Source organism: Sphingomonas sp. EU05-FHT14C10 (genome assembly GCF_058790595.1).
This window is the reverse complement of the sequence record NZ_JBYTEN010000015.1, coordinates 55,965-75,902: the sequence shown is the minus strand read 5'-3', so window position 1 is coordinate 75,902 and position 19,938 is coordinate 55,965. Positions and strand designations below refer to the sequence as shown.

Below are 19,938 nucleotides of genomic sequence, written 5' to 3'. Positions count from 1 at the left end.
AATGGTGGACCGGCTCGATGCGTCGCTTGCCTATGCGCTCAGCCGCCGGCGGTTGCTCGCCGGCGCGGGGCTGGCGGGCGCGGGCGCAGCGGCGGCCGTTGCCGGCGGCGGTCTGGTGGACCTCCGGCTCCCGGGCGGACCCAGCGAGCGCGCGCTGACCAAGGCCTTCCCCGAAAAGGGCGAGATGATCTTGCAGCGCAACCGGCCGCCGCTGCTCGAAACGCCGTTCGAGGTGTTCGACCAGGGCGTCTTCACGCCCAATGATCGTTTCTATGTTCGCTGGCACCTCGCGCAGGTGCCGACCGACGTCGACGTCGATGCGTGGCGGCTGAAAGTGCGCGGCAATGTCACCCGCGAACTGAGCCTCGCGGTCGGGGACATCATCGCGATGCCGCGTGTCGAAATTGCTGCGGTCAACCAATGCTCGGGCAATTCGCGCGGGCTGTTCGAGCCGCGCGTGCCCGGCGCGCAGTGGCGCAACGGCGCCATGGGCAATGCGCGCTGGCTGGGCGTGCGGCTGAAGGATCTGCTCGCGCAGGCCGGGGTGAAAGCGGGTTCGGTCGCGGTGCGTTTCGGCGCCGCCGATCAGCCGTTGATGCCCGATCCCGATTATTTCAAGTCGCTGTCGATCGATCATGCGCTCAGCGACGAGGTGATCGTCGCTTACGGCATGAACGGCGAGCAGTTGCCCCTGCTCAACGGCTTCCCGCTCAGGCTGATCGTACCCGGCTGGTTCTCGACCTATTGGGTGAAGATGCTCGACGATATCGAGGTGCTGACCGCGCCGGACGAGAATTACTGGATGGCGAAGGCCTATCGCGTACCCTCGGCTCCGGGCGCGAATGTGGTGCCGGGGGCCAAGGATTTCCCGACCCAGCCGATCAGCACCATGCCGCCGCGCTCCTTCGTGACCAATCTGGCCGATGGCGCGACGGTGGTCGCCGGTGCGCCGCTGTCGGTGCGCGGCATCGCGATGGGCGGCGACCAAGGCGTTGCCTCGGTGGATGTGTCGATCGACGGCGGCCGGAGCTGGCAACGCGCGGCGCTCGGCCATGACGAGGGGCGCTACAGCTTCCGCCGCTTCGAGGCGCTGTTCCCGCCCGTTCCGCGCGGCGCGTTGACGCTGATGAGCCGCGTCACCAACGGTGCCGGCGTCGCGCAGCCCTTCAAACCCAATTGGAACCCCGGCGGCTATATGCGCTGCGTGGTCGAGCGCGTGGCGGTGACGGCAGCATGAAGAAACCAATCCTCACACTGCTGCCGCTCCTCGCGCTGCTTGCCGGCTGCGATCGCTATGCCAAGCCCGGCGTGGCGCGCGAGCCCGATGCGATTGCGGTCCACTCGGTGAGCGTTGCCCTGCCGACCTCGGACGAGCCTCTGCCGCCCGGCCCCAACCTCGCGCTCGTCCGCGAGCGCTGCACCGCCTGCCATTCTCCCGGCATGATCCTCGTCCAGCCGAAGCTCAAGCATGAGCAGTGGCGGGCGACGGTCGCCAAGATGCGCGAGGCCTATAAGGCGCCGATCCCGGAGACCGACGACGACGCGATCGTCGCCTATCTCGATCATCTCAGCCAGATGGTCGCGAGCGGCAAGGAAACCCGCTAAGGGCCGATGAATCGGCGCGACTGCGCGCCACGGGGAGATGATATGACCGACAGCGCCGCCGCACCCATCATCTGTTTCGGGGAGCTGATGCTGCGCCTGTCCGCGCCGGGGCGCGAGATGCTGCTCCAGTCGGGGCGCTTCGATGCGACCTGGGGCGGGGCGGAGACCAACGTCGCGGTGGGTCTCGCGCGGCTCGGTACCGCATCGGCGCTGGTGACGGCGCTTCCCGAAGGGGCGCTCGGCGACGCTGCGCTGCGTGACGTGCGCGGGCTGGGCGTCGACGTCTCGCGCGTGGTGCGCGGCAAGGGACGGCTTGGCCTCTATTTTCTGTCGCAAGGCGCGGGGCTGCGCGCCTCGTCGATCGTCTACGACCGCGCTGGTAGCCTGTTCGCGACGTCCGGCCCCCAAAATTTCGACTGGCCGTCGCTTCTCCAAGGCGCCGGACGCCTGCATCTGTCGGGGATCACCCCGGCGCTTGGCCCCAATGGGACAGCCATGGCGCTCGCGGCGGCGCGCGCGGCATCCGATGCCGGCGTCCCCGTCTCGTTCGACGGCAATTTCCGCGCGCAGCTCTGGGCGGCATGGGACGGCGATCCGCGCGCGATCCTCTCCGAACTGATTGGCCATGCCGATCTGATGTTCGGCAATCATCGCGACGTCGCGTTGCTGCTCGGCCAGGATTTCTCGGGTGACGGGCCAGACCGGCGGCGCGAGGCGACGGATGCGGCCTTCGCCGCCTTCCCGAAGCTTCAGTTCATCGCCTCGACCGCGCGCCATGTCGACGATGCCGATCGCCACCGCCTGTCGGCGCGGATCGATATGCGCGCCTCGGCGCACCAGACGCGCGAGGTGACGATCGCCGGCATCGTCGATCGCATCGGCGGCGGCGACGCCTTTGCTGCGGGCGTACTCCACGGCCTGCCGCAGGGGCCGGATGCGGCCGCCGAGATCGGCCTCGCCTTCGCGGCGCTCAAGCATTCGATCCCCGGCGATTTCTGCCTCGCCGGCCCCGGTGAAGTCGCTGCCTTCCTCGAAGGCGGGTTCGACGTTCGCCGCTGACGAAGGCCTCCCCCCGTCATTGCGAGCGAAGCGAAGCAATCCAGCCGGAGGCCAGGCATCGTTCTGGATTGCTTCGCTTCGCTCGCAATGACGAAGTGCTGGTGCAAGATCGGCGCTCAAGCCCTGAAATGCGCGACCAGCCCATAACTGTCGCCGGGATAGACTTGCCGCGCATAGGTGATCCGCTCCTCGCCGCGCCATGTCCATCGCTCGAGGCAGATGCAGGCCAGCCCCACGTCCACCGCCAAGAGACGCGCGGTCGCGGCGTCGGCATTGATCGCGGTGATCCGGTGCTCGGCTTCGGTCCAGGGGACGTGATCGAGCAGCCATGATCCCGGCGGATCGCTAGCGAAGTCGGCGTCGATGGCGGAGGGAACGGCGGCAAGGCTGATCAGCCGCCGCTCGATCGCATAAGGCCGCCCGTCGGCGAGGTGGCGGCAGTCGATCGCGAGAAGTCGACCCGACGTGCCACCGAGCAGGGCGCGATCCGCCGCGCTGGCCCGCCGTGCCGATCGTTCGATCAGTTCCAGCCCATAGGTACGGCCCTGCGATGCGACCTCGTCGCGAATATCGGGGATTTCGAGCGCCGCGCGGTGGAAGCGCGGCGCGGCGACGAAGGTTCCGGCGCGCCTCCGCCGCTCGAGCAGCCCGGCCTGCACCAACGCGCCCAGCGCCTTGCTCACCGTCATGCGCGAGCAGCCATATTCGGCTTCGAGCTCATGCTCATAAGGGATGCGGTGGCCGGGCTTCCACTCGCCCGACATGATCCGCGCCTCGATCGCGCGCCGGATCCGCTCGTGGAGCGGCGCCTCGATATTCATGCCAGCAATGCGCGCAATGCTGCGCGGTAACGCGCCTCGATCGTGTCGCGCCGGTGATGGCGCCCGCCGCTCACGCGCTTCGCGCCGGCGCGCCAGACGCAATCGATCAGCCCGCGCGCGCCGCCGAAGACAAGGCTGTCGATCAATGCGTCGCCATCGCGCGCGACAATCAGCGGGTGGTCGCGGGTGAGCGAGAGGAAGTCGGCGGGCGCCCCCGCCGCGATCCCCGGCGTGGGAGCGCCAAGCGCCCGGCCGCCCCCGGCGAGGGCATCGCGCCATAGCGCCGCGCCCGTCGACCGGCCGGCGCCGCCTGCCAGCATGTTGCGCCCGCGCGCCGTCAGCCGCTGGCCATATTCGAGCAGCCGAAGCTCCTCGGCCGCATCGATCAGTATATTCGAGTCCGATCCGATGCCGAACGCGCCCCCCGCCGCCTGATAGGCCTGGGCGGGAAAGATGCCGTCGCCCAGATTGGCCTCGGTGATCGGGCACAGCCCGACGACCGCGCCGCTCCTCGCGATCATCCGCCATTCGCGCTCATCGGCATGCGTTGCGTGGACGAGGCACCAGCGCGCGTCGACTTCCTGATGATCGTAGAACCACTCGATCGGGCGCGCGCCGCTCCAAGCGATGCAGGCCTCGACCTCGCGCATCTGTTCGGCAATGTGGATATGGACGGGGGCATCGGGGGCGAGCTTCGCTAGTGCGTCCAGTTCCCACGCGGTCACGGCGCGCAGGCTGTGCGGTGCGATCCCGACCACCGCGTCGCCAAGGCCCGCCACTGCCGCGCGGCTTGCCTCGAACAGCAGCGCATAGCCGTCGAGATCGTTTACGAAGCGGCGCTGCGCGGGCAGGGGCGGCGCACCGCCGAAATCGGAGTGGGCATAGAAGACCGGGAGCAGGGTCAGCGCTACCCCCGTCTCGTCGGCCGCCGCCACGATCGCCTCGGCCATTGCGGCGATATTGGCATAGGGCCGGCCGTCGGGCGCATGGTGGAGATAATGGAACTCGCCGACTCGTGCGAAGCCAGCCTCCAGCATCTCGGCATAGGCAAGCGCCGCGATGGCATGAAGCGTCTCGGGCTCGATCTGGTCGACGAAGCGATACATCGCCTCGCGCCAGGTCCAGAAACTATCCACGCTGTCGCCCGCGCGCTCGGCCAGCCCTGCCATGCCGCGCTGGAAGGCATGGCTGTGGAGATTGGGGAGCGCTGGGATGGCGACTGCGTGGCGTTCGTCGTCGGGCAGGGCGTTGGCGCCTGCTTCGATCGCGACGATGGTGCCGCCGGCCAGTGTGATGCGCACATCCTTTCGCCAGCCTTCGGCGGTCAGCGCGCGTTCGAACCACAGGGCCATGCGATCCTCCTTGCCGCTCTGGACAGTCGCGGAGCGATGCGGTTATGTATATACATATTCGCTGCAAGTGCCAGCGTCTTGTCGGGGAGCCACGCATGTTGAGCGACCGCCTTTGGACCAATGCCCGGCTGGCGACGATGCGCGCCGATCTGGGCGGGCTGGGCGCGATCGAGGATGGCGTGGTCGCCGCGCTGGACGGGCGAATCGTCTATGCCGGCCCGCGTGCCGATGCGCCCCTGTTCGACGCGCGCGAGGCGATCGATTGCGAAGGGCGCTGGATCACGCCGGGGCTGATCGACTGCCACACACACATCGTCCATGCCGGCAATCGCGCCACCGAATTCGAAATGAAGCTCGACGGCGCGAGCTATGAGGCGATCGCGCGGGCGGGCGGCGGCATCGTATCGACCATGCGCGCGACGCGCGCCGCCAGTGAGGCCGAACTGGTCGCCGAGGCGCTTCCCCGCCTCGATGCACTGATTGCCGAGGGCGTGACGACGATCGAAGCCAAATCGGGCTATGGCCTGTCGACCGACGCCGAACTGAAGATGCTCCGCGCCGTCCGTGCGCTCGGCGCGGCGCGGCCCGTTTCGGTCAGCGCGACCTTCCTTGGCGCGCATGCGCTGCCTCCCGAATATGCCGGCGATGCCGATGCCTATGTCGTGCTGGTCTGCGACGCGATGATCCCGGCCATTGCGCGCGCGGGAGCGGCCGACGCGGTCGACGGTTTCTGCGAGGGGATCGGTTTCACGCCCGCGCAGATCGATCGCCTGTTAGAGGCCGCTACACGCCATGGCCTGCCGGTCAAGCTCCATGCGGAGCAATTGTCCAACCTCGAAGGCGCGGCGCTTGCGGCACGCCACGGCGCACTTTCGGCCGATCATCTCGAGCATCTGAGCGAAGCGGGCGTGGCAGCGATGGCGGCGGCAGGCACCGTCGCGGTGCTCCTTCCCGGCGCCTATTATTTCATGCGCGAGACGAAGCTGCCCCCGGTTGCTTCGCTGCGTGCGGCGGGCGTGCCGATCGCGATCGCGACCGACTGCAACCCCGGCACCTCGCCGCTGACCTCGATCCTGCTCGCGATGAACATGGCGGCGATCGAATTCCGCCTGACGGTCGAGGAATGCCTGGCGGGCGTGACGCGCAATGCGGCGCGCGCGCTTGGACTGCAGGCGGAGGTTGGCGCCATCGAGCCCGGCAAGTGGTGCGATCTCGCGATCTGGGATGTCGCGACCCCCGCAGAGCTTGTTTATCGCATGGGCTTCAATCCGCTCCATGCGCGCATCTGGAGAGGCCATTGACGATCATCACGCTCATCCCCGGCGCGGCAACGCTCGCCGATTGGCGCGCCATCTATCGCGGCGCCGACGTCGCGCTCGATCCGACGTCGGCACCGGCGATCGCGGCCAGTGCGGCGGCGGTCGATCGCATCGTCGCGCGCGGGTTGCCGGCCTATGGAATCAACACCGGCTTCGGCAAGCTGGCGAGCGTCAGCATCGCCGCCGACGATCTGGCGACGCTCCAGCGCAACATCGTGCTCAGCCATGCCGCCGGAACGGGCGAGCCGAGCCCCGTGCCCGTCATCCGCCTGATGATGGCGCTGAAGCTCGCCAGCCTCGCGCAGGGCGCATCCGGCGTCTCGCCCGCGACTGTCGCGCTGATCGAAGCGATGCTGGCGCGCGGCCTGACGCCCGTCGTTCCCGCGCAGGGATCGGTCGGCGCGTCGGGCGACCTCGCGCCGCTCGCGCATATGGCGGCCGCGATGATCGGGGTCGGCGAGATCATCGTCGGCGAAGAGCGCGTGGCCGCCGCCGATGCGCTCGCGCGCGCCGGACTGGCGCCGATCGAACTGGGCGCCAAGGAAGGGCTGGCGCTGCTCAACGGCACGCAATTCTCCACCGCCAACGCGCTCGCCGGGCTGTTCGAGGCCGAACGGCTTTTCCGGTCGGCGCTCGTCACCGGCGCATTGTCGACCGAAGCCGCCAAGGGATCGGACACGCCATTCGATCATCGCATCCACGCGCTGCGCGGCCATGCCGGGCAGATCGCGGTGGGCGATGCGCTGCGCGATCTGATGGTGGGTTCGGCGATCCGCGCCTCGCATCTTGAGGGCGACGCGCGTGTGCAGGATCCCTATTGCCTGCGCTGCCAGCCGCAGGTGATGGGCGCCGCTCTCGATATTTTGCGCCAGGCCGGCGCGACGCTTGCGATCGAGGCCAATGGCGTGACGGACAATCCGTTGATCTTCGCCGATACCGGTGAGGCGCTGTCGGGCGGCAATTTCCACGCCGAGCCCGTCGCCTTTGCGGCGGATATGATCGCGCTCGCCATTTGCGAGATCGGCTCGCTCGCCGAACGGCGCATCGCGATGCTCGTCGATCCCGCCCTGTCGGGGCTGCCGGCATTCCTCACGCCCCGCCCCGGTCTCAATTCGGGCTTCATGATCCCGCAGGTGACGGCGGCGGCGCTGGTGTCGGAGAACAAGCAGCGCGCGCACCCGGCGAGCGTCGATTCGATCCCGACATCGGCCAATCAGGAGGATCATGTCTCGATGGCAGCGCATGGTGCGCGCCGTCTGCTCGCAATGGCCGACAATGCAATGGCGGTGGTGGCGATCGAGGCGCTGGCGGCTGCGCAAGGCTGCGATTTCCATGCCCCGCTCAAATCGAGTGGCGCGCTGGAGGCGGCGCGCGGCGTGATCCGTGCGCAGGTGCCGCATCTCGACGAGGACCGGCATTTCGCGCCTGATATCGAGGCTGCGGCGATCCTGGTGCGAACAGGCGCGCTTGCGGGCGACGCCTTGCCGGGTGTGGCGTGAGGAGCTTCTCTCTCCCCGTTCGTCCCGAGCGAAGTCGAGGGATGCAAGGCGTCGCGCGCTCGTGTCTCGACTGCGCTCGACACGAACGGAGGCTTTGACGATGATCGATTTCGTCGAAATCCATCGCGGCGATGCGCCGCTGATCATCGGCCTGCCGCATACCGGCGCCGATTTCCCGGCCGAGCTTGCGGACGCCTTCGCCTCGCCATGGCTGGCGCGCAAGGATGCCGACTGGTGGATCGATCGGCTCTATGCCTTCGCGCGCGATCTTGGGGCGACCACGGTTCGCACGCGTCTGTCGCGCAGCGTTATCGATTGCAATCGCGATCCCTCGGGCGCGTCGCTCTATCCCGGCCAGACCACCACCACGCTTTGTCCGACCGAGACGTTCGACGACGAACCTCTCTATCCCGGCGCGATCCCCGACGCCGCCGAGATAGAGCGTCGCCGCAGCGCCTATTTCGCGCCCTATCATGCGGCGCTGGAGGCGGAGATCGCGCGATTGCGGGCCACTCATCCCCATATCGTCCTCTACGACGCGCATTCGATCCGCAGCCGCGTGCCGCGTCTGTTCGACGGCGAGCTTCCCCAGTTCAACATCGGCAGCAATGGCGGCGCTACGTGCGATCCCGCGCTGGTCGCCGCCGTAGCGGGCATCTGCGCCGCCAGCGAGCACAGCCATGTCGTCGACGGGCGCTTCCGGGGCGGTTGGACGACGCGCCATTATGGCCGTCCGCAGCAGGGCGTCCATGCGATCCAAATGGAGCTTTCGATGCGCGGCTACATGGTCGAGCCGGATATGCCGGGGCCGGACAACTGGCCGACGCCGATCGCCGCCTCACCTCCGATCCTCCCCATCCTCGTCCAGCTGATCGAAGCCTGCATTGCCTTCGCGAAGGGAAAAGCATGACCCGTATCGACAATAGCCGCACCGTTCGCGCCGCGACCGGCACCGATCTCTCGGCGAAGAGCTGGCTGACCGAAGCGCCGCTGCGCATGCTGATGAACAATCTCGATCCGGGCGTCGCCGAGAATCCGCACGAGCTGGTGGTCTATGGCGGCATCGGCCGCGCGGCGCGCGACTGGCAGAGCTTCGACCGCATCGTCGAGACGCTGAAGCGCCTCGAGGGCGACCAGACCTTGCTCGTCCAGTCGGGCAAACCGGTGGGTGTCTTCCGCACCCATGCCGATGCGCCGCGCGTGCTGATCGCCAACTCCAACCTCGTTCCCCACTGGGCGAACTGGGATCATTTCAACGAGCTCGATAAGAAGGGGCTCGCCATGTACGGCCAGATGACTGCGGGCTCATGGATCTACATCGGCACGCAGGGCATCGTTCAAGGCACTTACGAGACCTTCGTCGAGATGGGGCGCCAGCATTATGGTGGGGACCTGTCGGGCAAATGGCTGCTCACCGCCGGGCTTGGCGGCATGGGGGGGGCGCAGCCGCTCGCGGCGGTGATGGCGGGTGCCTCCTGCCTTGCGATCGAATGCCAGCCGAGCCGGATCGAGATGCGCCTGAAGACGCGCTATCTCGATCGCGCGACCGATAATGTCGATGAGGCGCTCGATCTCGTCACCAGAGCCAGGACGCCGATCTCGGTCGGCCTGCTCGGCAATGCGGCGGAGCTTCTTCCCGAGCTTTACCGGCGCGGGGTGCGCCCCGATCTGCTGACCGATCAGACCTCGGCGCACGATCCGGTCAACGGCTATCTGCCCGCCGGCTGGAGCCTTGATCGCTGGTTCGCCGAGCGCGAACGCGATCCGCAGGCCGTTGCTGCCGCCGCGCGCGCATCGATGGCCGTGCATGTCCAGGCGATGCTCGACTTCCAGGCGGCGGGCGTGCCGACCGTGGATTACGGCAACAATATCCGCCAGGTCGCGCTCGACGAAGGCGTGACCAACGCCTTCGCCTTCCCCGGCTTCGTTCCCGCCTATATCCGCCCGCTCTTCTGTCGCGGCGTCGGGCCGTTCCGCTGGGCCGCGCTGTCGGGCGATCCCGAGGATATCTACAAGACCGACGCGAAGGTGAAGGAACTGTTGCCCGACAATGCGCACCTGCACCGCTGGCTCGACATGGCGCGCGAACGCATCGCCTTTCAGGGCCTGCCGGCGCGCATCTGCTGGGTCGGGCTCGGCGATCGCCAGCGCCTAGGCCTTGCTTTCAACGAGATGGTGGCCTCGGGCGAATTGAAAGCCCCTGTCGTCATCGGCCGCGACCATCTCGACAGCGGATCGGTCGCCAGCCCCAATCGCGAGACCGAGGCGATGCGCGACGGCAGCGACGCGGTGTCGGATTGGCCGCTGCTCAACGCCCTGCTCAATACCGCCAGTGGAGCGACCTGGGTTTCGCTCCATCACGGCGGCGGCGTCGGCATGGGCTTTTCGCAGCACGCCGGGATGGTGATCGTCGCCGACGGCACGCCCGAGGCCGCGCGCCGGCTGGAGCGCGTGCTGTGGAACGATCCCGCCACCGGTGTGATGCGCCATGCTGATGCCGGCTACGACATCGCGATCGATTGCGCGCGCGAGAAGGGATTGGATCTTCCCGCTATTCTCTGATTTTCAGACCGGGCAGACGATCGGCGTGTCGCCGATCGGATGGCGCGACAGGAAGTCGAGCATCAGCGCATTGACGCGTGCGGGATCGGTGACGCTGCACGCATGGCCGCCGAAGCGCAGCGCAACGTGCTCCGCATCGGGGATGCGCGTTGCCAGCCGCTCGGAGCAAGAGGGAAGCACCAGCATGTCGTCTTCGGCCGAGATCAGCAGTACCGGCGCGCCGATTTCGCCCAGCCGATCGTCGACGTCGAAGCGGCGCAGCATTTCGATGCGCTTTTCCATGGCCGGGATGCCGGCGAATTCGGAAAGGTGAAGCTCGGTTTCGGCGGCCAGCTCGCCTTCATGCTCGGGGATCCAGCGCGCGGGGTACATGAAGATGGGCTGGGCGCGCAGATAAGCCTCGGCGCCGCCGTCGTGCAGCAGGGCCAGCCGCAGGTCGCAGCATCGGTGCAGATGCGCGTCGGGCCGGGACCAGCCGTTGATGACGGTCAGCGACCCGATCCGCGCGGGTGCGTCGAGCGCGAGAATCAGACCCGCAAGCCCGCCTACGGCCTGCCCCGCGACATGCGCGCGATCGATACCGAGCCCGTCGAGCAGGCGCAGCATATCCGCAGCAATATCGGCGATGTCGGTGGTTTCGCCGATCGTCCGGTCGCTGCGCCCGGTCCCGCGATGGTCGAAGACGATGACGCGATAGCGCTCGGCCAGCGCCGCGATATTCGGCCGCCAGAAGCTGCCGAGCCCGCCCAGCCCCGGCGAGAGGAGCAATGGTTCGGCGTCGGCCGGGCCGTGTTCCTCATGGTAGAGGCCGGCGATATCGGCCATCATTGTCTCCGCAATGTAAAATGGGACAGTGGATGACCCGATCGGGCTGGGCAAGACCTATGCGACGGATCGATCCGCGGATTCCGTTACGGAATACGTGATTTATCTGCCTTTTCAGGGCGTTGGGGAAAGATGATGCGGATCGCGATTTTTGGCACTAAGGCTTATGACCGGCGTTTTCTCGACGCCGCCAACGCCCGCTTCGGGCATCGGCTGACCTATTTCGAGCCGCGCCTCGATGCCGATACGGTCGCGCTCGCCGCCGGGCAAGACGCGGTGTGCATCTTCGTCAACGATCGTGTCGATGCGGCCGTGCTGGAGCGGCTGGCGGCGATCGGCGTGAAGTTCGTCGCGCTGCGTTGCGCGGGCTATAACAATGTCGATCTGCGCGCGGCCGAACGCCTGGGGCTCGGCGTCGTGCGCGTGCCCGCTTATTCGCCTGAGGCCGTCGCCGAATTCAGCGTCGGCCTGCTGCTCGCGCTCGATCGCCGCATCCATCGGGCCTGGGCGCGCGTGCGCGAGAATAATTTCGCGCTCGAAGGCCTTATCGGCCGCAATCTCTCGACCCGCACTGTGGGCGTGATCGGCACCGGGCGGATCGGCGCGCGGGTGGCGCGCGCCTTCCGTCTCGGTTTCGGCTGCGAAGTGCTGGCGAGCGACATCGTCGAGGATCCCGAACTGGTCGCGGCCGGCGTCCGCTACCTCCCGCGTGACGAGCTGCTGGCGCGGTCCGACATCGTCAGCCTCCATTGCCCGCTCACCCCCGACACGCGTCACATGATCGATGCTCGCGCGATCGCTTCGGCGCGGCCGGGGCTGATCGTCGTCAACACCAGCCGCGGCGCATTGATCGATACGACCGCGCTTATCGAGGGGCTCAAGTCAGGCAAGCTCGGCGGCGTCGCACTCGATGTTTACGAGCAGGAGGCCGATCTCTTCTTCGAGGATCTGTCGAACGAGATCATCCAGGATGACGTCTTCCAGCGCTTGCTCACTTTCCCCAACGTCCTCGTCACCGGCCATCAGGCCTTCCTGACCGAAGAGGCGCTGACCGCGATCGCGGAAACGACGTTGGCAAGCCTCGCCGATGCCGAGGCGGGCCGCCCGCTTGCAAACCGCGTCGTCTCCGGCACGGTGTTGGCGCGTTGAGCAGAGAAACAAAAAGGGGCCGGCGCAGGCCGACCCCTTTGAAGGGATGATCGGCAGCGTTTTGGAGCGCCGCCGATCGGGGGAAACGTCAGGCGCCGGGGCGTTCGGCCTTGGCTGCCTTGTTCACATTCTGCTGGGCGATGTCCGCTTGCGCGCCGCACTTGGCGGTCGCGTGCGTGTGACCCTTGGTCCACGGGTGCGCGGCGCGCGTCGTGGTGCAGGCCTTGGCGCCCAGCGGGCGATAATGAACCGCGGGGGTCTTGCCGGCGGGCGACCAGACGCGCTCATGCGTGTCGGTCAGCGACTGGGCGGAAGCGGCGGCGGGCAGGGCGGTGAGGGCCGCCAGCACGATCAGGGGAAAGCGCACTAATCCTATCCTTTTTGGGGGTGACTTGTCAGTCCGCCAAAATTAAGGGCCGTCACTTGCGGGGGCGTGGCGCGTTTGTAAGAAATGATGGCTCTATGCGTTCCGGTCGATTGCAGATGTGTAACAAAATATGTCCATCGGGCGGCTTGGTTGAAGCAGATGCCGGCCTGGCCTAGCTATCCGTCGATGTCCGCCATGCGTCGTGCCCCCCGATGAGCGCCCAGACCATCATCCTCGTCGAGGACGATCCGCCTCTGCGCACGCTCACCGCGCGCGTCCTGCAGGAGAATGGCTATGTGGTCCGGCCGGCCGCGACCGCGCCGGAGATGTGGATCGCCTTCGATGCCGGCCCTGTCGATCTCGTGCTGCTCGACATCATGTTGCCGGGCACCAACGGCATCGACCTGTGCCGCCAGATTCGCCGCAAGAGCGACGTGCCGATCATCTTCATCAGCGCCAAGGGGAGCGAGGCAGACCGCGTGATCGGGCTTGAACTCGGCGCCGACGATTATCTCGCCAAGCCTTTCGGCCCGCGCGAGCTGCTGGCGCGCATCCGTGCGGTGCTGCGGCGCGGCGGCCTTGATCGCCAGCATGGCGAGGCGCGCGAGAACGAAGCGCATTTCGACGGCTGGACGGTCAGCTTTCCGCGCCGCGAGCTCCGCTCGCCCAGCGGCGCGATCGTCGAGTTGACCGGCGCCGAGTTCGATCTGCTCGCCAGTTTCCTGTCGCAGCCCCAGCGCGTCATCGCGCGCGAGCGGCTGATCGAGCTGTCGCGCACCCGGCTCGGCGACTCGTCCGATCGCAGCATAGACGTGCTCGTCAGCCGCCTCAGGCGCAAATTGTCAGGCGCCGGCCAGGCCGCGCCGATCATCACGGTCCGCGGCGTCGGCTATATGTTCAACGTCGAAGTGACGCGCGCCTGAGCATGGGCGGCTGATGCGCCCGTTTATCCGGTCGCTCGGGCTTCTCGGCCGGATCACCGCGATCCTGCTCGTCGTCATTGTCGTCGAATTCGGCGCGAGCACGCTGCTTTACGAACGCGCCACCCATTTCTCGATCCGTGACGACGAGGCGCGCCGCCTTGCCGAGCATCTCGTCATCGCGCGCAAGCTGCTCAGCGAACGCCCGGTCCCCGAACGCGATGAGATGGCGGCCGAACTGACCACCGATCGCTATTATGTCCATTGGCAGCCGGGCGCGCCGCCGCGTGCCGATCTTGCGCCTGGGCTCGATCGCATGCGCAGCCAGATCCTGGCGTGGGAGCCCGATCTCGCGCGATCGGATCTGCATCTCCGGCTTGCACCGCTGCGCAAGGGATCCGGCATCGCCGGCGATCTGCGGCTGCCCGACGGCAGCCGGATGCTGTTCGGCGCCCGCCAGATCGAGCAGGGCTGGAGCCTGGCGCTCGGCCGCGTGCTGCTCGCGCTCGCACCCGCGCTTATCCTCATCCTGCTGGCAGCGGCGATGATCCGCCGCACGCTCCGGCCGCTGCGCGCGCTCGTCCATGCAACCGACCATGTCGGCGCGGGCCAGTTCAAGCCGGTGCGCGAGGAAGGGACGGCGGAAGTCCGCAGCCTGATCCATGCCTTCAACGAGATGCAGCTTCGCATCCGCCAGCTCATCGAAAGCCGGACCCAGGCGCTGGCCGCCGTCGGCCATGATCTGCGCACGCCATTGGCGCGCCTCCAGCTTCGCCTCGATGGCGCGAAGGGCAATGAGGCTGCCCGACAGGATGTCGCGGAAATGGAAGCCATGCTCGCCTCGCTCCTTGCCTTCCTTGGGGGGGCGGAGGATCCGGAACCCCGCGCGCGCACCGACGTGGCGGTGCTGGCGGCCACGCTCGTCGATGGCGCGGTCGATCTCGGCCATGACGCCGTCTATCGCGGTCCCGATCATTTCGAGATGTTCGTGCGCACCTCTGCGTTCCGGCGCGCGCTCGCCAATCTCGTCGAGAACGCCATTCACTATGGCGGCAACGTCCGCGTCACGCTCGAACCAGAGGGTGAGGGTGCGCGTATCTTCATCGATGACGACGGCCCCGGGATTCCGCCCGATCGCGTCGCCGAGGTCCTTCGCCCCTTCGTCCGTCTCGATGCCGCGCGCGGGCGCAATACGCGGGGGCTCGGGCTGGGGCTCGCGATTGTCGCCGAGGTTATAGAAGGCGAAGGCGGCACCCTGTCGCTGGAGAACCGGCCGGGCGGCGGATTGCGCGCGATCGTGGCGCTTCCCGCAGCCTGAGGGCATCGTCGACGCACGATGCCAGCACCCTTTCGGCCAGAAACAATTCCTTACAACAACGCTGCGCCGCAGCAAGGCAGCGCCCTTATGTCAGCCTCCTGATCAATAATTCCAGGAGTGTGATCGTGAACGATCTGATTGGCCGCGTCTTCGACTTCGAGAAGACCGTGTTTCGTAACGAGAGCGCGCTTTACGGAAAGCTGGCATCGCAGGGTCAGGCGCCCAAGGCGCTGATGATCTCCTGCGCCGACTCGCGCGTGGTGCCGGAACTCATCATGCAGGCCGCGCCGGGCGACCTGTTCGTCTGCCGCAACGCGGGCAACATCGTGCCCCCCTTCGCCACGCAGAATGGCGGCGTCTCGTCGACCGTCGAATATGCCGTGATGGCGCTCGGCGTGCGCGACATCATCGTCTGCGGCCATTCGGACTGCGGCGCGATGAAAGCGCTCAGCAACCCCGAGAGCCTCGCCACCATGCCTAACGTCGCGGCCTGGCTGCGTCACTCGACGGCCGCGCAGAACGTCGTCAACACCGGCTATCCCGAGCTGACGGGCGATGCCCGCGTGCGGGCGATGGCGCTTGAGAACATCGTCGCGCAGATCGCGCATCTCCGCACGCACCCGTCGGTCGCCGCCGGCATCGCGCGCGGTGAGATCGCCCTCCACGGCTGGTTCGTCGACATCCACGCCGGCCAGATCCTCGGCCTTGATGGCAAGACTGGCCGTTTCGTCGCGCTGCGCGAGGACCAGACCCTTCCCGTCGCGCTCGAGCCCGCCCAGCGCCTTGCCGCGGCGCAGGTCGAGCCCTTCATGCAGGCCGCGGAGTAAAATATGGCGTCGCAGGCAATGTCGCGTTTGAGTGCGCCCTTCCTGGCGCGCGACTTCACCGCGTCGATCGTCGTCTTCCTCGTGGCGATGCCGCTTTGCATGGGCATCGCCATCGCCTCGGGCGTTCCGCCCGAGAAGGGGCTGATCACCGGCATCATCGGCGGCATCGTCGTCGGCGCCCTTGCCGGTTCGCCGCTTCAGGTCAGCGGCCCGGCCGCCGGCCTAGCGGTCATCGTTTTCGAACTGGTCCGCGATCACGGCATCTCGGCGCTCGGGCCGATCCTCGTGCTCGCGGGCGCGCTGCAGGTCGTCGCCGGCGTCTTCAGGCTGGGCGGCTGGTTCCGCGCCATCTCGCCGGCGGTCGTCCACGGCATGCTTGCCGGCATCGGCGCGCTGATCGTCATTGGCCAGTTCCACACGCTGTTCGATGCGAAGCCGCTTGCCAGCGGCGTCCAGAACCTCGCCGCCATGCCGGGCCGCGTGCTCGGCCTGCAGTTCGGCGATTTCCAGGCGGCCGAATATGCGTTGCTGATCGGCCTCGTCACCATGGGTGGCATGCTGGCGTGGGAGCGGTTCCGTCCCACCTCGCTCCGCCTCGTCCCCGGCGCGCTGATCGGCGTCGTCGCGGCGACACTCATCGCCTTCTTCCTCAAGCTCGACGTGGCGCGCATCGACGTGCCCCAGTCGATCGTCGGCGCGATCGAGACGCCGGGCGCGGGTTTCCTCTCGACCTTCGGCGATCCGGCGTTGATCGTCGCGGCCATCGCCATCGCGTTTATCGCCAGCGCCGAGACCTTGCTGTCGGCGGCGGCGGTCGACCGCATGCATGACGGCGTGCGCACCGATTATAACAAGGAATTGCGCGCGCAGGGCATCGGCAACCTGCTTTGCGGTTTCGCCGGCGCGCTGCCGATGACCGGCGTCATCGTCCGCAGCTCGGCCAACGTGCAGGCGGGCGCGATGACGCGGCTGTCGGCGATCCTCCACGGCGTGTGGATCCTCGGCTTCGTCGCGCTGCTGCCCTGGCTGCTGCGCGAGATCCCGATGGCGGCGCTCGGCGGCGTGCTCGTCATCACCGGCTGGCGCCTGGTGAGCGTCAGCCACGCCAGGCACCTCTTCCACCATTATGGCGTGCTGCCGGTGCTGATCTGGGCGACGACCTTCATCCTCGTCGTCACCACCGATCTGCTGACCGGCGTGCTGGCGGGCATTGCGCTCTCGCTGCTCGAGATCCTGCCGTATGGCCGCAAGCTCCGCCTCAACGTCGAGGCCGATCACGGCGAGACCGAGAGCCGGCTGGCGCTCGACGGCGCGGCGACCTTCGTCTCGCTGCCCAAGCTCAGCAACGCGCTCGACTCGGTTCCCGAGGGCCGTCCGCTCCACCTTGAGCTGAAGCGCCTCGCGGGCCTCGATCACAGCTGTTCGGAACTGCTGCGCGACTGGCTCCAGCGCAAGCGCGGGCAGGGGATGCAGATCGAGCTGACCGGCGACAGCCGCCACGTCGAGCGCCTCAGCGCCTGATCCGAACCCAAATTCCCTCCAACTCGACGCCGTCCGGACCTCGTCCGGGCGGCGTTTCTCTTTGCCGCCCAGGGCCGCGCCCGCGCGCGCCCATGCCGGTATTCCGCAATATTTCGTTACAGTTCGGAAAAAGACCAGAAGCGCAAGCCGCATAAGCTGGCCGCCTCGGACGGACGTGTCACCGCCTTTCCTTCCCAGGGGTGAGAGGGCACGCAAATCCGGGCGCAGGTGGGACATCACCATAAGAATTGGGGGATGTTCCAAATGAAAACATATGCATGCCTTGCCGTGCTGCTTGCCGGCGCGTCACCGGCCCTGGCCCAGACCGAGCCGGAAAAGCCGTTCACGGTATCCGGTTCGGTCGGCCTTGTTTCAGACTATCGCTTCCGCGGCGTATCGCAGACCGACAAGGATTTCGCGATCCAGGGCGGCTTCACCGTCGCGCACAAGAGCGGCCTGTACGCGAGCGTCTGGGCTTCGAACCTTTCGGGCTGGGGCACTTTCGGCGGCGCCAATATGGAGCTCGATCTGGTCGGCGGCTATAAGCTGCCCGTCGGTCCGGTGACGGTCGATGCCGGCCTCACCTGGTACATGTATCCGGGCGGCTACGACAAAACCGATTTCGGCGAGCCCTATGTGAAGGTCAGCGGCACCGCCGGCCCGGTCAGCCTGCTCGCCGGCATCGCCTACGCGCCCAAGCAGCAGGCGCTGGGCAACTGGTCCAACACGCCCAAGAGCCGCATCGGCGCCAAGCACGACAATCTCTATATCTGGGGTGACGCGAGCGCGGGCATCCCCGGCACGCCGGCGACGGTGAAGGGCCACCTCGGCCATTCCAACGGCAATCCCGGCCTCGGCCCCAACGGCACCAGCCTCGCGCCCACCGGCAAATATTGGGATTGGCTGCTGGGCGTTGATGTCGTCGTCGGGCCGGTGACGCTGGGCGTCGCTTATGTCGACACCAGCATCACCAAGAAGAAGTCGGCCTATTTGCTGCCCAACTTCTCGGACACCAGCGACGGCTCGTCGATCGCCGGCAGCCGCGCGGTGTTCAGCATCACCGCCGCCTTCTAATGCAAAGCGCTCCGCTCGCCCGGTATCGGGCGGGCGGAGGCCCGTTAGAAGCGCATCCCCAGCGTCACCCCCGCGCCCTTGGTGTCGCCCCAGGGCAGCACGCGCACGCTGGCATTGCGCTTGGTGGTGATCAGGAAGCCCGACGCTTCGCCGATCGCCGCACCCGCCACCACGTCATACCAGTGATGCTTGCGCGCCTGCACGCGCGAGAAGCCGGTGAACGCCGCCACGATCTGCGCGGGAATACCCACCTGCCAGCCATAGCGATTCTGCAACGATGCCGCGGCGGCGAACGCCACCGACGTGTGGCCCGAAGGGAAGCTCTTGCGATCCGATCGGTCGGGCCGCCATTCGGGGAATGCTTCCTTCAACCCATAGCTGGCGAGCCCGGCGGCGAGGATGCTGCCCCCCGCCTGCAGGTCGCCTGTCCAGTCGCCCTTGACCGCGGGCAATCCGAGCGCGACGACGACGAGCGCATCGCGTGAGACAGTGCTCGCATCGTCCCAGGCCTTTTCGTTGCGGGCCATGGCGGGGGCGGAAAGCGTCGCCCCGGCAAGGCACAATGCTGCGGCAATCGGCGTCAGGCGCATATGGACCCCCATGCTTTGCGCGCCGGCGTGGCCGGCCGCGCCACATTACGCCAATATGACGCCGCCGTGACAGCGGACCCGCACCCGCAGCAATGATTTGTAAGCCGGAGGAGAGTTCACCGCCTCAGCTGGAAGCGCACCTTGCGGTTGCGGAAGTCGAGCGAGACGCGCCGGAAATTCTCGAGCAGATCGGTGCCCAGCAGCATTGCCGGCTGGCTGCCGAGGCCGAACAGCGCGAACGGCGCGGCGTCGGCGAAGGCCACCGGCACATTCTCGAAATTGAGTCCACCGATCTTCATGCGCGGCAGGATCACCAGACTCGCCTCCAGCGTCTGCCCGGTCACGCTGGTCAGCACGATCGGCGTCGCCGTCGGCGGGTTGCGGCCGCGGAAGATGCGCTTGAGCAGCGCCATATTGCCCATCGTCACTTCGGATCCGGTGTCGATGATCGCGTACAGCCGGCTCTCGCCCGCCAGCGCCTGCGCAAGGATCAACTGCCCGTGGCGCAGCCGCGCCGTCACGACGATCACATCGGATTCGACGGCGGCCGGCTTGCGCGAATCCTGAACGCTGATCGTCTTCTTGTCGAAATCGAGCATCAGCCGCTGCTCGGCGAGCGCGTCGATCCCGATGATCCCCTGCGCGCCCACGAACAGTTCCGGAAGCACGGGGGTGATCAGGTCGTAAACCTCGCTCGTCCCGATCAGCATCGAGTCGATCTTGACGGTCTCGACGCGCTTGGCCCCCGCCACGCTGTGGAGCATCGCCGCCTTGCCCGGCGGCAGGTTCATGCGCGCGGCGATCGACTGGGTGATGACCGACCGGTCGGCGCCACTGTCGACGATGAAGCGGAACGGTCCTTGCCCGTTGACCATCACCGGCACGGTCAGCCGCGTCCGCGCCGCCTTGGCGGCCACCTCGTCCCCGCTGATCTCCAGCGTGTCGTCGAGCGTGGCGGGCGGGATGGTCGGCGGCGTCGGCTGGGCGGCCGGAACCTGCTGCCCGGCGAGCGCGAGGATGAGCGCAAGAAGCGTTGCCATCCGCCGATCATGCCGCAAGCAAAGGCGCTTAGCCATCGTCCGATCGACGAAGGGTGAAATTTCTGCTGCGAACGCCGTCCGCAGCAGCAG

At 67.6% G+C, this 19,938-nt stretch carries 19 protein-coding genes; 13 read left to right on the top strand and 6 right to left on the bottom strand.

Going from position 1 to position 19,938, the window contains the following annotated elements:
- Window positions 1-4 precede the first annotated feature (4 nt).
- Genes AC3WT0_RS14480 through AC3WT0_RS14470 form a run of 3 tightly spaced genes read left to right on the top strand, consistent with a single transcriptional unit; the run spans window position 5 to window position 2,664 of the window.
- The gene (locus AC3WT0_RS14480; RefSeq protein WP_492754148.1) at window positions 5-1,237 is read left to right on the top strand and encodes a molybdopterin-dependent oxidoreductase; all 1,233 of its coding nucleotides are present in this window, start codon (window positions 5-7) and stop codon (window positions 1,235-1,237) included.
- Window positions 1,234-1,605 carry a c-type cytochrome gene (locus AC3WT0_RS14475; RefSeq protein WP_492754115.1) on the top strand — a complete coding sequence of 124 codons (372 nt, stop codon included), beginning with the start codon at window positions 1,234-1,236 and terminating at the stop codon, window positions 1,603-1,605. Before AC3WT0_RS14480 ends, AC3WT0_RS14475 begins: the two co-directional genes overlap by 4 nt.
- Before the next feature lie 42 nt (window positions 1,606-1,647).
- Complete coding sequence (locus AC3WT0_RS14470; protein WP_492754114.1) at window positions 1,648-2,664, top strand: PfkB family carbohydrate kinase; 1,017 nt, start codon at window positions 1,648-1,650, stop codon at window positions 2,662-2,664.
- A gap of 116 nt (window positions 2,665-2,780) precedes the next feature.
- On the opposite strand, the gene hutC is transcribed toward AC3WT0_RS14470, so the two are convergent.
- Window positions 2,781-3,485 (bottom strand): histidine utilization transcriptional repressor HutC, encoded by a 705-nt coding sequence (hutC, locus tag AC3WT0_RS14465; RefSeq protein WP_492754113.1) that lies wholly within the window; start codon window positions 3,483-3,485, stop codon window positions 2,781-2,783.
- Window positions 3,482-4,837: a formimidoylglutamate deiminase gene (locus AC3WT0_RS14460; protein WP_492754112.1), complete on the bottom strand. Its 1,356-nt coding sequence runs from the start codon at window positions 4,835-4,837 to the stop codon at window positions 3,482-3,484. Before AC3WT0_RS14460 ends, hutC begins: the two co-directional genes overlap by 4 nt.
- Before the next feature lie 95 nt (window positions 4,838-4,932).
- On the opposite strand from AC3WT0_RS14460, the gene hutI reads away from it, so the two are divergent.
- From hutI to hutU, 4 genes are all read left to right on the top strand, one after another.
- Window positions 4,933-6,138 carry an imidazolonepropionase gene (hutI, locus tag AC3WT0_RS14455; protein WP_492754111.1) on the top strand — a complete coding sequence of 402 codons (1,206 nt, stop codon included), beginning with the start codon at window positions 4,933-4,935 and terminating at the stop codon, window positions 6,136-6,138.
- Window positions 6,135-7,655, top strand: coding sequence for a histidine ammonia-lyase (gene hutH / locus AC3WT0_RS14450; RefSeq protein WP_492754109.1), 1,521 nt, complete (start codon window positions 6,135-6,137; stop codon window positions 7,653-7,655). The genes hutI and hutH overlap by 4 nt, the downstream gene beginning before the upstream one ends.
- Before the next feature lie 100 nt (window positions 7,656-7,755).
- Window positions 7,756-8,565, top strand: a complete 810-nt coding sequence (hutG, locus tag AC3WT0_RS14445) for an N-formylglutamate deformylase (protein WP_492754108.1) — start codon at window positions 7,756-7,758, stop codon at window positions 8,563-8,565.
- The gene (gene hutU / locus AC3WT0_RS14440; RefSeq protein WP_492754107.1) at window positions 8,562-10,217 is read left to right on the top strand and encodes a urocanate hydratase; all 1,656 of its coding nucleotides are present in this window, start codon (window positions 8,562-8,564) and stop codon (window positions 10,215-10,217) included. The genes hutG and hutU overlap by 4 nt, the downstream gene beginning before the upstream one ends.
- A 3-nt stretch (window positions 10,218-10,220) precedes the next feature.
- Here the strand turns inward: hutU and rutD are convergent, their stop codons facing one another.
- Window positions 10,221-11,042: a pyrimidine utilization protein D gene (gene rutD / locus AC3WT0_RS14435; protein WP_492754105.1), complete on the bottom strand. Its 822-nt coding sequence runs from the start codon at window positions 11,040-11,042 to the stop codon at window positions 10,221-10,223.
- Window positions 11,043-11,177: 135 nt separating this feature from the next.
- Here rutD and AC3WT0_RS14430 point away from each other — a divergent pair, with 135 nt between their 5' ends.
- A complete protein-coding gene (locus AC3WT0_RS14430; protein ID WP_492754104.1) occupies window positions 11,178-12,191 on the top strand; it encodes a 2-hydroxyacid dehydrogenase in 1,014 nt (337 codons plus the stop codon).
- Window positions 12,192-12,279: 88 nt separating this feature from the next.
- Here AC3WT0_RS14430 and AC3WT0_RS14425 read toward each other — a convergent pair whose 3' ends face one another.
- The gene (locus tag AC3WT0_RS14425) at window positions 12,280-12,558 is read right to left on the bottom strand and encodes a hypothetical protein (RefSeq protein WP_492754103.1); all 279 of its coding nucleotides are present in this window, start codon (window positions 12,556-12,558) and stop codon (window positions 12,280-12,282) included.
- 212 nt (window positions 12,559-12,770) lie between these two features.
- Between AC3WT0_RS14425 and AC3WT0_RS14420 the strand changes: the two genes are divergently transcribed.
- The 5 genes from AC3WT0_RS14420 to AC3WT0_RS14400 all read left to right on the top strand — a co-directional run bounded on the left by AC3WT0_RS14420 (window position 12,771) and on the right by AC3WT0_RS14400 (window position 18,218).
- Window positions 12,771-13,481, top strand: coding sequence for a response regulator (locus AC3WT0_RS14420; protein WP_492754101.1), 711 nt, complete (start codon window positions 12,771-12,773; stop codon window positions 13,479-13,481).
- Between the two features lie 13 nt (window positions 13,482-13,494).
- Window positions 13,495-14,796, top strand: coding sequence for an ATP-binding protein (locus tag AC3WT0_RS14415; protein ID WP_492754100.1), 1,302 nt, complete (start codon window positions 13,495-13,497; stop codon window positions 14,794-14,796).
- Window positions 14,797-14,921: 125 nt separating this feature from the next.
- Window positions 14,922-15,623 carry a carbonic anhydrase gene (locus AC3WT0_RS14410; protein ID WP_492754099.1) on the top strand — a complete coding sequence of 234 codons (702 nt, stop codon included), beginning with the start codon at window positions 14,922-14,924 and terminating at the stop codon, window positions 15,621-15,623.
- A 3-nt stretch (window positions 15,624-15,626) separates the two neighbouring features.
- The gene (locus tag AC3WT0_RS14405) at window positions 15,627-17,144 is read left to right on the top strand and encodes a SulP family inorganic anion transporter (RefSeq protein WP_492754098.1); all 1,518 of its coding nucleotides are present in this window, start codon (window positions 15,627-15,629) and stop codon (window positions 17,142-17,144) included.
- A 264-nt stretch (window positions 17,145-17,408) separates the two neighbouring features.
- Window positions 17,409-18,218, top strand: a complete 810-nt coding sequence (locus AC3WT0_RS14400) for a TorF family putative porin (RefSeq protein ID WP_492754097.1) — start codon at window positions 17,409-17,411, stop codon at window positions 18,216-18,218.
- A 44-nt stretch (window positions 18,219-18,262) separates the two neighbouring features.
- Here the strand turns inward: AC3WT0_RS14400 and AC3WT0_RS14395 are convergent, their stop codons facing one another.
- Together AC3WT0_RS14395 and AC3WT0_RS14390 are read right to left on the bottom strand one after the other, a co-directional pair.
- Complete coding sequence (locus tag AC3WT0_RS14395) at window positions 18,263-18,808, bottom strand: phosphatase PAP2 family protein (RefSeq protein WP_492754095.1); 546 nt, start codon at window positions 18,806-18,808, stop codon at window positions 18,263-18,265.
- A gap of 116 nt (window positions 18,809-18,924) precedes the next feature.
- Complete coding sequence (locus AC3WT0_RS14390) at window positions 18,925-19,848, bottom strand: retroviral-like aspartic protease family protein (protein WP_492754094.1); 924 nt, start codon at window positions 19,846-19,848, stop codon at window positions 18,925-18,927.
- Between the last annotated feature and the right edge of the window lie 90 nt (window positions 19,849-19,938).

Excerpts from the sequence above, each read along its gene's own strand:
- AC3WT0_RS14475 (WP_492754115.1), top strand. The coding sequence starts at position 1,234 with ATGAAGAAACCAATCCTCACACTGCTGCCGCTCCTCGCGCTGCTTGCC.
- AC3WT0_RS14470 (WP_492754114.1), top strand. The coding sequence starts at position 1,648 with ATGACCGACAGCGCCGCCGCACCCATCATCTGTTTCGGGGAGCTGATG.
- hutC (WP_492754113.1), bottom strand. The coding sequence starts at position 3,485 with ATGAATATCGAGGCGCCGCTCCACGAGCGGATCCGGCGCGCGATCGAG.
- AC3WT0_RS14460 (WP_492754112.1), bottom strand. The coding sequence starts at position 4,837 with ATGGCCCTGTGGTTCGAACGCGCGCTGACCGCCGAAGGCTGGCGAAAG.
- hutI (WP_492754111.1), top strand. The coding sequence starts at position 4,933 with ATGTTGAGCGACCGCCTTTGGACCAATGCCCGGCTGGCGACGATGCGC.
- hutG (WP_492754108.1), top strand. The coding sequence starts at position 7,756 with ATGATCGATTTCGTCGAAATCCATCGCGGCGATGCGCCGCTGATCATC.
- hutU (WP_492754107.1), top strand. The coding sequence starts at position 8,562 with ATGACCCGTATCGACAATAGCCGCACCGTTCGCGCCGCGACCGGCACC.
- rutD (WP_492754105.1), bottom strand. The coding sequence starts at position 11,042 with ATGGCCGATATCGCCGGCCTCTACCATGAGGAACACGGCCCGGCCGAC.
- AC3WT0_RS14430 (WP_492754104.1), top strand. The coding sequence starts at position 11,178 with ATGCGGATCGCGATTTTTGGCACTAAGGCTTATGACCGGCGTTTTCTC.
- AC3WT0_RS14420 (WP_492754101.1), top strand. The coding sequence starts at position 12,771 with ATGAGCGCCCAGACCATCATCCTCGTCGAGGACGATCCGCCTCTGCGC.
- AC3WT0_RS14415 (WP_492754100.1), top strand. The coding sequence starts at position 13,495 with ATGCGCCCGTTTATCCGGTCGCTCGGGCTTCTCGGCCGGATCACCGCG.
- AC3WT0_RS14405 (WP_492754098.1), top strand. The coding sequence starts at position 15,627 with ATGGCGTCGCAGGCAATGTCGCGTTTGAGTGCGCCCTTCCTGGCGCGC.
- AC3WT0_RS14400 (WP_492754097.1), top strand. The coding sequence starts at position 17,409 with ATGAAAACATATGCATGCCTTGCCGTGCTGCTTGCCGGCGCGTCACCG.
- AC3WT0_RS14395 (WP_492754095.1), bottom strand. The coding sequence starts at position 18,808 with ATGCGCCTGACGCCGATTGCCGCAGCATTGTGCCTTGCCGGGGCGACG.
- AC3WT0_RS14390 (WP_492754094.1), bottom strand. The coding sequence starts at position 19,848 with ATGGCAACGCTTCTTGCGCTCATCCTCGCGCTCGCCGGGCAGCAGGTT.